The sequence below is a fragment of the Salinivibrio sp. IB574 genome, from assembly GCF_001996205.1.
GTDB lineage: Bacteria > Pseudomonadota > Gammaproteobacteria > Enterobacterales > Vibrionaceae > Salinivibrio > Salinivibrio proteolyticus.
The window spans coordinates 68,378-82,232 of the sequence record NZ_MUFN01000018.1 but is presented as its reverse complement, the minus strand read 5'-3'; the positions used below and the strand labels follow the sequence as shown (position 1 = coordinate 82,232).

The window sequence follows — 13,855 nt, the reverse complement described above, 5'->3', positions numbered from 1 at the left end:
ACGGATTGCGCCACACTCGTCGCCTTTTGGTCACACGCATGGAAGGTGTCCATGTGCAGGTCAGTGAATGGCACAATAAATGATGAAATATCATGCACTCACTGCAAGTGGTGATCATTACCAATAAAAGCTTGGTAGAATGAAAGGTTCGCTAACACACTTCTTAGGAGGAAGTATGCTGAATCCATCAACGGCAAAGTCGGTGATTGACCATGCCCTGTTTTTAGGCGCGGATTTCGCCGAACTCTTTGTCGAACGCCATCACTCAGGCAACGTAGAGCTGTTGTCTGGTGAGGTGGATAAAGTGAGCTCAGGGATTGATTTTGGTATTGGTATCCGGTTGTTTTTCGGCCACAAAGTGCTTTATGGCTACACCAACAGCCGCGATGAAGAACAATTGAAAAAAGTCACCAGCTTGCTGTGTGCGCGTGATAAGCGCGATCAAATCGCCACCGCTGGTCCACTTAATTTGTCCCATTTAAATGACAAACATCCGGTGTCTGAGCCGTTATCGGCAGATCAACATGTGGCCGATAAGGTGGCGTTCTTACGCCAAGTGGATGCGCGTATTCGTGCCGAGAGCGATAAAATCGCCCAAATTATTGGTCGTGTCGGCCAACGTGAGCAACAGGTCGAGATTTTTAACTCTCATGGCCTGCATGTTACAGATACCCGCCACTACACGCGTATTGCCGCTACAGCGGTCGCAACTAACGGTGAGGAACAGTCAACGGGCTTTGATGCTCCCGGTGCACTCACAGGCTGGGAGTTCCATCAGGATATCGATCCGGTTGAGCTTGGCGAGCGTGTCGCACGACAAGCGTTGGTTAAACTCGGTGCCCAAGCTTGCCCATCGGGCGAAATGCCGGTGGTGATTGGCAACGGCTTTGGTGGGGTGATTTTCCACGAAGCCTGTGGCCACTTGTTAGAAACCACCTCGGTTGCTAAGCAAGCTTCCGTCTTCCATGACCAAATGGGCGAAATGATTGCAAGCCCTGTGGTGAGCGCGGTGGACGATGGCACCTTGGCGAATGCATGGGGCTCAATCAATATCGATGATGAAGGCATGGAAACCCAGCATACCCAGTTGATCAAAGACGGTAAGCTCACCTCCTTTATGGTCGATCACATGGGCAGCCTGAAAACCGGTTATGCGCGCACCGGCTCTGGCCGACGTGAGTCTTATAAATTCGCACCGACCTCGCGGATGCGAAACACCTTTATTGAGCCCGGCAACGACAGCTTAGACGCCATGATTGGCTCCATGGAGCGTGGCATCTACGCCAAGAAGATGGGGGGCGGCTCAGTACAGCCCGGCACCGGCGAGTTTAACTTTGCGGTCCAAGAAGCTTACTTGGTCGAAGACGGTAAGATCACTGTGCCACTCAAGTCTGCCACCTTAATCAGTACGGGGCCTAAGGTGCTTAAAGAAATCAGCATGGTCGGCAAAGATCTTGCCCTTGCTGCCGGTATGTGTGGCTCGGTGAGCGGCTCAGTCCCCACCACCGTGGGCCAACCTGCATTGAAAGTCGATAACATCCTAGTAGGAGGCGGTAACGCATGAGTGAGCAAACCATTAAAGCAACCCTAAGCGATGCCGTCGATCAGGTCCTCAGCTTGGTGAAACAGCAAGGTGCGCAAGCAGACGTGATTGCCAACGCCAGCGAAAGCTTGTCACTCAAAGCCGACCAAGGCGATCTCTCCGAGCACAAAGTCACCGCCGGTCAAGTGATCGGCGTGCGGGTGGTAAAAGGGGATCAAGTCGCCACCAGCTATTCAGAATCACTCGATAGCGACAGCCTTGCCAGCATGGTGAACGCCGCACTCACCAACGCAAGCTTTACCAAGGCCGATCCGGATCAGCAAATTCGCGCTGAAGGGCAGCAAATTGATCAACAAGATCCTAGCTTACTGCAAGCAGATAACACCCCGATTGAAGACAAGATTGCGTTGGCGCTGGCCCTTGAGCAAGAGGTAGTTAGCCAACCCCGCGCAACGGGTGCGCCCTACAATGGTTACAGTGAGCAAACCCAATATCAGTTGCTTGCCAATACCTTAGGCACACGCTGCTATCACAGCGAACGTAGCTTTAGTTGCTACACCGCAGCACTGCTCAATCACGACGGTAAGCAAGCGATGCATCTCGGCGCGTCAGTATCACGCCGCTTTGCTGATCTTGATCTCGCCCATGCGACCCAACTGGCCTACCAAACCGCTGACGCCTTGCTTGAGGGTGGCCCAGTGAAAACCGGTTCGTATCCGGTGATTTTTGAGCATGATTGTCTCAACGAATTGCTGGGCGCCTTCGGCAGCTGCTTCTCCGGTGATGCCGCCAAGCGCGGAACCAACCCGTGGCGAAAAAAAGTCGGCAAGCCCGTTGCAGATAGTGCGCTTACCATCACCGATGTAGCAAGGCTTGATGGCGGGATGCGTATTAAAGCGTTTGATAGCGAAGGCTTTGCCACCGCCGACACGCCTTTGATTGAAAACGGCGTCTTAGTCGGCTTTTTACACAACAGCGCCACGGCGCAGCATTTTGGTGTTCCCCATACGGCTAACGCGGGTCGCAGCCCTAAAGGCGGTTTGGATGTCACTTCTCGTCATGATGTGATTGCCGCAGGTAGGCATAGTGATGCGGATGTGCATGCCGGTGAATACCTTGAGTTGGTATCACTGCAAGGGGTACATTCAGGCGCGAATGCCATCAGTGGCGACTTCTCTTTCGGTGCAAGTGGGTTTGTTTGCCGAGATGGCAAACGCGTTCGTCCGGTTCGCGGGATAACGGTGGCTGGTAACTTCTATACCATGCTCAATGAGATAGATGCGATCGGCAATACCGTGTTACCCAACTATGATGGCGCCTTCTTTGCGCCACGCATCCGCTTCGCCCGCTTATCCATCGCGGGTGAATAACATCGCACCTTCTAAAGGCACTAAAGGCATCGGTTTAGGCTGATGCCTTTTTATTTTCAGTTTGTGCTTCTACGCTTTGTACCGCTGGATTCATCTTTGCCGCCAAGTCGGTAAATGCCTGCAAGGCGACGTCACTGGTAAGAATACGCCCATGCCCTAACCCTTCGGTAGCTAGCACAGTCACATGTGGATAGTCAGTGGCTTTTTCAGTGACGGTAAAGGAAGCAAAACGGTCGTTTCTATCGTGGGCAATAACCACCGGATGACGGCGACGTGACAATTTTTCGAGCGGCTCAATGGTCTCGATCGGATAACCATGTTGATCCCCCACTTCTCGGACAATTTCATCAAACAGCTTCAGTGAATACCCCGATTTTCGGACTGTGGCATATAAATTCTCGCGATAATTCAGCACAGGTGCGACCAAAAAGAGCGGTAAATCATCCATCTGAGGATGCTGGCTCTCGAGTACCGCGGCAGCGCCCATACTATGTGCAATGATCCCAGAAACATTATCAACTTGATCTAATACATCATTGATTGCCTGCACAAAGCCGGGAATATGGCTCTCCTCTCCACCGCTTTGACCATGGGCAGGATGGTCAAATGCCACCGCACGAAAGCCCAGTGACGCGATATGCGCCATCAGTGGAAAAAACTGGCTGGCAGACCCCGACCAGCCATGCGTGAGCAACCAAGTTGGCCCAGCGCCAAGGCTATACATTTGCAACAACCCTTCTTGGCTTTGTACTTGCGCACGCACCAAGCCTTCCGGTTCTGGGTTTGCCATTGGACTGCGGGTTGGAGTGAGAAAGAGCTTACGTGCCACTTTTTTAGCATGACGAGGTGCCAAGCGATGATGACAACGGCTTACCGCTCCCACGAGTGCGCGTTTAGCGCTAAAACGACCCGGCGTTGAAAAATAGACTTTTCTGCTCATTTGCGATCCTTTACGTCAATAACACACCACTCCTAATGTTTGCTACACCAATCATCACGGCGTCTCGGGATTAACACACGTCGCCACCTTACCGGAAGCCTTGTCGTATTAATAGAACGAACACCGGTTTTAGAATAGGTTGACCTAATACATACTTTCTATTGGACACTATACCATCAATAGTCGCGCAATCGTTGCGCCATATTCGATTTGGTTTTAACAAGTGCTTTTTTTATCTAATTGCACTGTGACATATGTCTTCATTATGTGCACCAGTCGGCATAAGATGCGAGGCAATATCGATCCATTAGCGACATCCGCGGGATCTCACGCTCAAATTATTATAATTCTCTAGATTGGAACGCCGACTATGACAGTTATCCTTTTAAATCTGATCGCTTTTGCGCTGTTGCTGGCGGTGCTTGTCAAATTGCACAAGCAACAAAAATCCTTATCCACACGTGTGTTTACAGGCCTCGGCTTAGGGGTCGCATTTGGTGCTGCCCTACAAGCGCTATACGGTGCCGACGGTGCAATCACACGCGAAACCATTGGCTACATCAATATTGTCGGGTCCGGCTACGTCAGCCTGCTTAAAATGATCATCATGCCGTTGATCACCGTGTCAATTATCGGCGCGATTTTGAAAGTGAAAGACTCTGGCTCGCTGGGCAAAATCTCTAGCCTGAACATCGGCATCTTGCTTGCCACGACCGCTGCCTCTGCGCTCATTGGTGTATTCGTGAGCAACCTGTTCGGTTTGTCTGCGCAAGATATCGTACAAGGGGCGCGTGAGATGGCGCGCGGTGCTGCTCTGGAGCAACGCTTGGGCTCAGTCGAAGACTTATCACTGGCGGATATGGTTATCTCTTTCTTCCCGCAAAACCCATTTGCAGATCTCGCTGGCAGCCGCCCGACGTCAACCATCGCTGTGGTGATTTTCTCAGCACTCGTTGGTATGGCTGGTGTCACCTTGTCACGTACTCAGCCTGAACTCGGCGAGCGTTTTGAACGCTTTATGGAAGTGGCACAAGAGCTTGTTCGTGCCTTGGTACGTATGATCATCGGCCTCACGCCTTATGGTATTTTGGCTCTAATGACCAAAGTGGTGGCTGGCTCAAACGTGAGCGAAATTCTTGAGCTGGCGAACTTTGTGGTTGCCTCTTATGTAGGCTTGGGTGCCATTCTGGTGATGCATCTGGTATTGATTGGCCTTGTCGGCATGAGCCCGATTCAATATCTGAAAAAAGTGCTCCCAGTGCTGACGTTTGCCTTTACGTCTCGTTCAAGTGCGGCCACGATTCCCCTTAACATCGACTCGCAAATGAAGAACTTGGGCAATGATCCGGCCAGCGCCAACTTCTCCGCCTCATTTGGTGCCACCATGGGTCAAAATGGTTGTGCCGGCCTGTATCCAGCCATGCTAGCGGTCATGATTGCGCCAACCATTGGTATTAACCCACTCGATCCGGGCTTTATCGCCACCTTGGTTGCGATTGTCACTGTGAGCTCATTCGGCATTGCAGGTGTAGGCGGCGGCGCCACCTTTGCGGCACTGATCGTGCTCTCAGCATTGGATATGCCTGTTGCGCTTGCCGGCTTGCTGATTTCTATCGAACCCTTGATTGATATGGGCCGTACTGCTGTGAATGTGAGTGGCTCAATGACAGCCGGCACTCTCACCTCGCGTTTAACCGGTGGCCAAGATAAAAGTGTTTTCGATCACCATGAAGTGGTAAAGCAAGACACGGCTAACGCCTAACGTTACATAACCTTGATTGAAACAATGCCACGCGTTTGCGTGGCATTTTTGTTTTTGCGTTACTCGACATATATAGCCACTCTATTCGCTGACTCAATCCCTTATAACTTGTAAGAATTTATGTCAGCGATTACACTCTGCCTCATTGTTAATGCAGGGACCTCCCTGCCCGTTGTGAGATAAAACATGAGTATTGAACAAACGCTTCAGGCACGCAGTGGCGGCCAATGTGAACTTTGCACCAGCCAAGACAACCTCTCTGTGTATGAAGTCCCGTACTCGCCAGACACCACAGCCAACAGCTGCGTTTTGGTCTGTGGCACTTGTCATGATCAGCTTAGCAGCCCGGAAAACATGGACGTGAACCACTGGCGTTGTCTAAGCGACAGCATGTGGAGCCAAGAGCCTGCGGTTCAAGTGGTTGCCTATCGCCAACTTTCTCGTCTTTCTAGCGAAAGCTGGGCACAAGATAATCTCGACATGATGTACATGGAAGACGATGTCCGTAAGTGGGCAGAAACGGGGCAAGATATCGAAGAAGTCAAAGTGCTGGACGCTAACGGTGTCGCACTGCAAAAAGGCGACGACGTGACCGTGATTAAAGATTTGCCTGTTAAAGGCTCAAGCCAAGTGATCAAACAAGGCACCGTGATCCGTGGCATTAACTTGACCGATGATCCGACCCATGTACAGGGTAAAGTAAACGGCCAAACCATGTTTGTGATTGCGGAGTTCTGCCGCCGTAAGTAATCGACTTTCGCGCCTGTCGAATTCTATACGTAACATGCAAACCGACGCCATCAAGGCGTCGGTTTTTTTTCGGCTGACAAACCGCTGACAGAGTCATACAAAATTCCGCTAGTCGGTATGTGTCTCACGCACTATGATACGCGCCTTTCTCAATCATCTTGGAGTTACTATGAAAACGCGCGGTTGGTTCTTCTTGTCAGTGTTGCTGTTGGCCGGTTGTGCAACGCCTTACTCAACCGAGAAGAACTTTTGGTCATTCGGCATGGGCTTTGATGTGATAGCGGTGAGCGAAGACACGTGGCACATCAGTTTTGTGGGTAATGACTTTACCGACCGGGCCATTGCCCATAAATACGCCCTGCGCAAAGCCGCAGAGCTGGCACAAAACGCTGGCTATCCATACTTCACCTTAAGTGAAGAGCAGCTACACGTTGACAATAAAGGCAGCCACGCCACATATAGCGAGCGTAAAGATAAGAAGTGGGATTACGGCTACGGCAATACCTCCACCACCAGCGAAACCACCATCATGGTAATTGCAAAAGGTTATCATCAAGCGCCTAAAACCGACGCCATGGTTTATCAAAGCGCCTTTATTTTACGCAGCGTTACGGTCGAATAGCGCGCGAAAGTGTGCATCATGGTAAGGCACTTACGTTATTTTCGCCTGCTTGTACACCATGATGCTTGCGCTAGGTCAGTATCGATGGCATGACGAAGGGTGTATACTGCCGCCTCTTTGCTCATTGCCTCGCTCGATTATGTACAACGACCAATTTTTAATGTTGCTGGCTGTGTTTGAACGCGCCGCCCTTCTCCTTATGGCGCTGTTTTGGCTCACTCGCACCCACCTGATCCAAACCATTGTGCAGAAAACCCAGCGCCATCCGATGGAAACGGCGCTGATTGCCGCGTTGTTCGTGTTGTTTGCATTGTTCAGCACCTACACAGGTGTCAATGTAGATGGATCACTGGTTAACGTGCGAATCATCGCCATCGTCGCTGGGGGCATTTTGTTTGGCCCTTGGGTGGGTGTGACAGCAGGCRTCGTCTCAGGTATTCACCGCTACCTGATTGATATTGACGGACCAACCTCACAAGCCTGTTTGATCGCCAGCATTATTGCTGGGTGCCTGTCTGCCCTGATCCATTATCGCGCCGATAAACAGCACTATGCCCGTTATGGCATTTTAGCGGGAATGATCTGTGAATCGCTGACCATGTTGCTGATTCTTTTACTGGCGAGTGACCAAGCTCTAGCCCAACACATTGTCGCGACCATTAGCTTTCCGATGATTGCGGGTACCGTCTGTATTGGCCTGATCATCCAACTGGTACAGTACATCGATGATGAAAAAGAACACCTCGCCGCCCAGCAAGCCAAACAAGCGCTGGATATTGCTAACCGTACGTTGCCTTACTTCCGGCGCGGTGAAACACGAGGCTTAACCAAAGCGTGCAGTATTATTCGTAAAGACACCGGTGCCGATGCGGTTGCCATTACCGATACCGCTGATGTGTTAGCGTATGTTGGCATTGGTGAGGAGCAATATATTGATGCCCACCACCAAATTAGTCGCCTGACTCAGCAAGCGGTAAAAACCGGTGAACAAATCATCAGCAATGATCTCAACGTGCATGACTTTCGCTCTTTGTTGATCATTCCGCTTTGGGAAAATGGCGTCGTCACCGGGACTTTAAAGGTGTTTTATCGTCAACCTCACCGTATTCGTCGCCCGATGCAAGAAATGGCGATTGGTTTATCGCAATTGATTTCAACCCAGATGGAAGTAGCGCGCATACAAAAGCTTAAAGAAATGGCCAGTAAAGCCGAATTTGCCGCACTACAAAGTAAAATTAACCCACATTTTTTGTTCAACGCTCTCAACGCGATCTCCAGCTTGATCCGGTTGCGTCCGGATGACGCCCGTGGCTTGATTGCCAATCTAGCCGACTTTATGCGTTACAATTTAGAGCGCACACAAGATCTCATCCCTATTACGGATGCTATCAAGCAAGTCAAAGATTATGTGGCAATAGAGCAGGCTCGTTTTGGTGACAAACTTTCCGTTCACTTTGATATTGAAACGACCGACATTAATATTGCGCCTTTACTGATACAACCGCTGGTAGAAAACGCCATTCGCCACGGTTTTCAACCTTCTCGCCGTCCTTGTGATGTCACCATTGCAGTCCGGGCAATTGAACGCGGCGCAGAAATTAGCATTACAGATACCGGCGTGGGCATCGACCCAAATATCGTTGAACAGCTTTATCATGGCACCATCGACAGCCATCATATTGGCTTGATGAACGTTCATCAGCGCTTGATCTTACTCTATGGTCAAGGCCTCACCGTCGAGCCACTTCATCCAGGAACGCGGGTATCATTTACAGTCGAAAACAAGGAGGCATAATGCGCGCTGTCATTGTTGAAGACGAATATCTTGCTCAAGAAGAGTTGAGATACCTCATTGAAAAGCACAGTGCTATTACTATCACCGAGAGTTTTGATGATGGGTTAGCAGCGCTTAAATATCTGCAGACCCACAAAGTGGATGTGCTGTTTTTAGATATCAACATCCCCTCCATTGATGGCATGTTGCTGGCGCGCAGTTTACACGCGGATGCACGCCCGCCCTTTGTGATTTTTACCACCGCGTACAAAGAGCATGCAGCAGATGCATTTGAGCTTGAGGCATTTGATTACTTGCTTAAGCCGCTCAATGAAACGCGCGTGAAAGGCGTGCTCGACAAGCTTGCTATCGCAGCTACTCCTGCTGATACTCTTACAGAGCAACGCCATACCTTGCATTTAATGCGCGATAACCGGATCCGTATTACTGATACCGCCGACATTCTTTATGCCGCGGCCAACGAAAAGACCACCTTGGTATATACCCCAGATGGCGAGTTCTATGTGCCCTACACCATCAGTGAATTGATGACACAATTGCCAGCCAACTTTTTCCGTTGCCACCGCTCTTACTGCGTTAACTTAGATAAAATCACCGAGATTGCACCGGGCTTAAACAGCACTTACCACGTTTTTCTTCCCGGTATTCCTCATCCCGTGCTGGTCAGTCGCAGCAATCTGAAGGCGTTTCGCGAACGCATGCAGTTGTAATTCATGCCATCTCGCTGCAGTTCATGCCCGCTAACTGCAGCTCATTTTATCTTTTTCACCTACTCTTGATGTGGGGATTCAGGGTCGTATCTTGGGGGTGTTCCCAATAGATAAAACCCTGGAGCGTTACCATGAACGCACGTTTATCCCCCGGCATGAAAACCCTGCTTGGCACTGTATTAGCCCAATTTGCACTTGGCTCTGTCTATACATGGAGCCTGTTTAATGCTCCCCTTGCAGCCCAACTTAATGAGCCTGTCAGCCAAGTGGCTTTCACCTTTGGTATTATGACACTGGCACTGGCGTTAGCGTCTTCCGTTTCCGGCCATCTGCAAGCACGCTTTGGTGTGCGCCGTGTAACTATCGGCGCAGGCTTATTGCTTGGCGCCAGCCTCGCACTAACCTCTGTCGTCGGCCAACTATGGCTACTTTATCTGACCGCCGGCCTTCTGATTGGCTTGGCTGACGGTACTGGCTATCTCATGACGCTCTCCAATTGCGTACGCTTTTTTCCAAAAAACAAAGGGCTTGCCTCAGCTTGTGCCATTGGCGCTTATGGGTTAGGCAGCTTAGGTTTTAAATACATCAATCTATACTTTTTAGCCGCAGGCGGTGCAGCACTCAGCTTTCAAATGTGGGCAGTTCTGGCCTGTGTCATGGTCGTGATTGGCGGCGCACTGATGCACGATGCACCACAGCAAAAAGCAGCTACAAACGCGTCTGAGACCGATGCACCTGCCGATTACACGCTCTCAGAGTGTTTTAAAACGCCACAATTTTGGCTGCTTGCCACAGTATTCGTCACGATTTGTATGAGTGGGCTTTATGTCATTGGCGTCGCTAAAGATGTGGGTGAACTTTATGTCCACCTTGATGCTGCCACCGCTGCGGAAGCCGTTGCCATTATCGCACTGGCAAATCTAGGCGGCCGTCTGGTGCTGGGTGTGCTGTCTGACCGCATGGCACGCAGCAAAGTGGTTGGCTTAGCGCTGTTAGTCTGCGCCGCCGGTGTCGGCATGCTCCGCTTTATGCCACTTGACCAATACAGTTTCTATCTATCAGTTGCTTGTGTCGCATTCAGCTTTGGTGGCGCAATTACGGTCTTCCCAACCTTAGTCAGCGACTATTTTGGTATGAATCACCTCAGCCAGAACTACGGGTTTATTTATCTTGGCTTTGGTGTGGGCAGCTTTATGGGCTCTGTCATTGCAGCGCTATTTGGTGGCTTTATCGCCGCGTTCAGTGTCATGCTGGTGATGATCGCGCTCTCGCTATGCATTGCCTTTACTATCCAAGCGCCGAAACGTGATAACCAAGCGATCAATCACAGCTGGCAGCTTGAATCGTCAACCCATTAAGCGCTCGCCATCTCGGCACGTTACCTCGCTCTGAACGCTTTCCATGATTCAGGGCGAGGTATTTCTCTCTCCAATCTTCATTCTTATTTCCCCACGGACTCTTCCCTTATTCACATAAGACTAAAATGTGACAGTGTCACTAAGAGGTGAATATTTACACTGTAAAGTCCCAGAGTGTGGGCGATATCTCCTTGCTTTATTGATCATTCCTTAACCCTTGCCTATTTTCAATGGACGGCAGATCGCCACTCCTCGCTTTTATATTAGGTTTTTGCATGGCACGTACGTTGTTTGTCACCCTACACAGCAAAGCCGCACTGATTTTCCTTCTCGGTATTGTTGGGATCATCTTTAGCAGCTTATTAGTGACTCGCTATTTCTTTTTGTTTGGTATTAACCATTTAGAAGACATAGAGATAACCCGTGCCAACCAGCAGGCAAAAGCCGTTATCCAACGCGTGGTTGATAACCAAGTTGAGTACGCCGTCGATTGGGCCTATTGGGATGACACCTATACGCTACTCACCAACGGGAATAAACAATATGCCAGCCGCAATCTCGAGGCCGATACACTGATTTCACTCGGGTTGAGTATGATGGGTTTTGCTGATTTAGACGGTCGCGTGGTGGAGGCTCGGGTGCTCAATAACGATGATGAACGTGAGTTTATCCAACGCATTTATCAATCAGCCGCTATCCGTGAGCATATTTCGCAATCGCTGCCTGATGATGCCCTGACGCCACTTTCCGGCCTGTTAGAGATAGATAATCGCCTTTGGGTGATCAGTCTCAACCCCATTCGTGATAGCTCAGGCACAGCGCCTGCGGTGGGTTGGATGGTATGGGGCCAAGCGCTCACCGGACGTTTCCCATCTGCCTATGAGAACATCCTTACCGGCGACAACAGCCTGCTTGAAGGTGCAATTCTGAAACAAATTGAAACCAGCGAGCATATTGTTCGTACCGACACCAAGCTGACTCGCTACACCCCTTTGTACGATTTAAATAATCAGATTGTTGCGACCCTGAAAACCACCGAACAGCGGCGTTACTATCAAAAAGGTAGGCAAGTATTCCAGTATTTGATCATGACGATGCTCGCTATCACATCACTAATTGGCGTACTCGTTTTTATACTCTATCGCCGGAAAATCGCGAAACAGTTTATTTCCTTTGAGCGCGATGTCAGTGCCCTCCTCGGCGACGGCCCGTTACCGCACAAACGCAAAGACACATTCACCCATATTACCGAGCAAATTAAGGCGCTAGCACACGCGTCATCAAAAACAGAACGCCAACTCAAGGAAACGCTGTCGCGCTTCGATGCCTTGTACCACAGCCAGCACTTGGGAATGATTATCTTAATGGATGATCAAATTATCGATGTTAATCAAGCGCTATTGGATTTATTGGGTTACGAACGAGAACAAATTACCAGCTTATCCATTCGTGATCTCTGCCGTAATGATGAGAGCACGCTCGCACGTCTTAATTCCCTCTATCAGCAAGGCCCTCGTGATGTGACTCACTTTGAGACGGCCCTGCGCTGCTATAAAGGAAACACGCTACCTTGTGCCATTGAGGCAGTCAGGCTCGATGAAGGAGAAAACAGCTCGCTGATGCTTTCCGTAAAAGACATTAGCCAACAAAAACAACAAGCAGAGCTGATTGAAACCTTATCACACTATGACACCCTATCTGGATTACTCAATCGCCCATCAACAACAGAAGCGTTGAACGCGGCATTGGCGAACCAAAAGGGCGTATTCGCACTTTATTTTATTGCCACACGTCTGAGAGAGATCTACGAGATTTATGGCCATCATGCCTATGACAGTATGGTGAAACACATTGCCGATACCTTAAAAGGACAGTTTGTTGGTGCCACCATAGGCCGATTAAGCGAAAACGAGTTCATTGTCTTTACCGACAAAAGCAATGAGCGTGACCTTGAGGCTCATGCCTGTCTTGCCCTCAAAGCCAGTGATAACCATATTGCACTGACCGATGCCGAGTTTGATATTGGCTTGAAAGGCGCGCTGATCGGCCCACACCTGCAGTTCCAGCACTTTGAAACCTTGGTACATTGCGGTTTTTACGCTATTGAACAAGCACGTACCGGTAGTAAATACCGCGTGGAGATCGTTGACGAACATATCGCACAGGCAGCGCAAGAAACCTTGGTGATCAACCGCAACCTTGTCTCTGCGTTAAAAAACAATGAGTTCACCGCCTACTTCCAACCCATTGTCAACGCCACATCCAACCAAGTGATTGGCTTTGAAGCACTGGCTCGATGGCATCACCCCTCACTCGGTTTAGTCTCACCAGGTGTTTTTGTTCCTCTGGCAGAAAAACACAAATTAATCATTGAGTTGGATGAGGTTGTTCTCGAAAAAGCTTGCGCTTTCTTACAACAATTACAGCAGCATTGGCGTAAAAAATCACAACATCGTCTGACCATCCACGTGAACCTTTCCAGTCCCCACTTTGGCGCGAGACGATTAGTGGACAATCTAAAACGCTTGATCAATCGCTATCAGCTTGCCCCGGGGCAACTGGTACTCGAAGTAACGGAAAGCATTCTGCTAGGTGCCGATAAAGAAACCATCAAACGAATGCATGCGTTAAAAGCGTTAGGCGTACAACTGGCTCTCGATGATTTCGGAACCGGCTACTCGTCATTCAGTTCTTTATGCAATTTCCCGTTAGATATCGTCAAACTCGATAAATCTTACATGAGCGAAATTGAAACCAATGATAAAGCCAAAACCTTGGTCCGCAGTATCATTAACATGGCGCAAGAGTTGGGAATGACCACAGTGGCAGAAGGCGTCGAAACTGCCTCTCAATTACGCATTGTGAATGTATGGCGCGTCGATGAAATTCAAGGGTTTTATTTCTTCAAGCCAATGAGTGCAGAGCAAGCATTAAACACCTTTGGTGAAAATGGTTAATTGTAAGAGCCAGCCATATTTAGTATTCCTCTCGCAACGTGCTAATAC

At 49.7% G+C, this 13,855-nt stretch carries 10 protein-coding genes; 9 read left to right on the top strand and 1 reads right to left on the bottom strand.

Going from position 1 to position 13,855, the window contains the following annotated elements:
* Positions 1 to 175 precede the first annotated feature (175 nt).
* Both BZJ17_RS10440 and BZJ17_RS10435 read left to right on the top strand, forming a co-directional pair.
* Positions 176 to 1,564 (top strand): TldD/PmbA family protein, encoded by a 1,389-nt coding sequence (locus BZJ17_RS10440; protein ID WP_077479975.1) that lies wholly within the window; start codon positions 176 to 178, stop codon positions 1,562 to 1,564.
* Positions 1,561 to 2,913 (top strand): TldD/PmbA family protein, encoded by a 1,353-nt coding sequence (locus tag BZJ17_RS10435; RefSeq protein WP_077640669.1) that lies wholly within the window; start codon positions 1,561 to 1,563, stop codon positions 2,911 to 2,913. The genes BZJ17_RS10440 and BZJ17_RS10435 overlap by 4 nt, the downstream gene beginning before the upstream one ends.
* A gap of 34 nt (positions 2,914 to 2,947) precedes the next feature.
* On the opposite strand, the gene BZJ17_RS10430 is transcribed toward BZJ17_RS10435, so the two are convergent.
* Positions 2,948 to 3,853: an alpha/beta fold hydrolase gene (locus tag BZJ17_RS10430; RefSeq protein WP_077640668.1), complete on the bottom strand. Its 906-nt coding sequence runs from the start codon at positions 3,851 to 3,853 to the stop codon at positions 2,948 to 2,950.
* 370 nt (positions 3,854 to 4,223) lie between these two features.
* On the opposite strand from BZJ17_RS10430, the gene BZJ17_RS10425 reads away from it, so the two are divergent.
* The 7 genes from BZJ17_RS10425 (at position 4,224) to BZJ17_RS10395 (ending at position 13,807) form a co-directional block, all read left to right on the top strand.
* A complete protein-coding gene (locus tag BZJ17_RS10425) occupies positions 4,224 to 5,615 on the top strand; it encodes an L-cystine transporter (RefSeq protein WP_069586930.1) in 1,392 nt (463 codons plus the stop codon).
* Positions 5,616 to 5,801: 186 nt separating this feature from the next.
* Positions 5,802 to 6,365, top strand: a complete 564-nt coding sequence (locus BZJ17_RS10420; RefSeq protein WP_077640667.1) for a PhnA domain-containing protein — start codon at positions 5,802 to 5,804, stop codon at positions 6,363 to 6,365.
* A gap of 169 nt (positions 6,366 to 6,534) precedes the next feature.
* Entirely contained in the window at positions 6,535 to 6,987 is a 453-nt protein-coding gene (locus tag BZJ17_RS10415) for a hypothetical protein (RefSeq protein WP_077640666.1), read from the top strand.
* A 139-nt stretch (positions 6,988 to 7,126) separates the two neighbouring features.
* Positions 7,127 to 8,782 (top strand): LytS/YhcK type 5TM receptor domain-containing protein, encoded by a 1,656-nt coding sequence (locus BZJ17_RS10410; RefSeq protein ID WP_077640695.1) that lies wholly within the window; start codon positions 7,127 to 7,129, stop codon positions 8,780 to 8,782.
* A complete protein-coding gene (locus BZJ17_RS10405; RefSeq protein ID WP_269599022.1) occupies positions 8,779 to 9,492 on the top strand; it encodes a LytTR family DNA-binding domain-containing protein in 714 nt (237 codons plus the stop codon). The genes BZJ17_RS10410 and BZJ17_RS10405 overlap by 4 nt, the downstream gene beginning before the upstream one ends.
* Before the next feature lie 131 nt (positions 9,493 to 9,623).
* Positions 9,624 to 10,850: an OFA family MFS transporter gene (locus BZJ17_RS10400; protein WP_077640665.1), complete on the top strand. Its 1,227-nt coding sequence runs from the start codon at positions 9,624 to 9,626 to the stop codon at positions 10,848 to 10,850.
* Positions 10,851 to 11,125: 275 nt separating this feature from the next.
* Positions 11,126 to 13,807, top strand: coding sequence for an EAL domain-containing protein (locus tag BZJ17_RS10395; protein WP_198534146.1), 2,682 nt, complete (start codon positions 11,126 to 11,128; stop codon positions 13,805 to 13,807).
* Positions 13,808 to 13,855: the final 48 nt, after the last annotated feature.

Coding starts and splice junctions, on each gene's coding strand:
- BZJ17_RS10440 (WP_077479975.1), top strand. CDS start 176: ATGCTGAATCCATCAACGGCAAAGTCGGTGATTGACCATGCCCTGTTT.
- BZJ17_RS10435 (WP_077640669.1), top strand. CDS start 1,561: ATGAGTGAGCAAACCATTAAAGCAACCCTAAGCGATGCCGTCGATCAG.
- BZJ17_RS10430 (WP_077640668.1), bottom strand. CDS start 3,853: ATGAGCAGAAAAGTCTATTTTTCAACGCCGGGTCGTTTTAGCGCTAAA.
- BZJ17_RS10425 (WP_069586930.1), top strand. CDS start 4,224: ATGACAGTTATCCTTTTAAATCTGATCGCTTTTGCGCTGTTGCTGGCG.
- BZJ17_RS10420 (WP_077640667.1), top strand. CDS start 5,802: ATGAGTATTGAACAAACGCTTCAGGCACGCAGTGGCGGCCAATGTGAA.
- BZJ17_RS10415 (WP_077640666.1), top strand. CDS start 6,535: ATGAAAACGCGCGGTTGGTTCTTCTTGTCAGTGTTGCTGTTGGCCGGT.
- BZJ17_RS10400 (WP_077640665.1), top strand. CDS start 9,624: ATGAACGCACGTTTATCCCCCGGCATGAAAACCCTGCTTGGCACTGTA.
- BZJ17_RS10395 (WP_198534146.1), top strand. CDS start 11,126: ATGGCACGTACGTTGTTTGTCACCCTACACAGCAAAGCCGCACTGATT.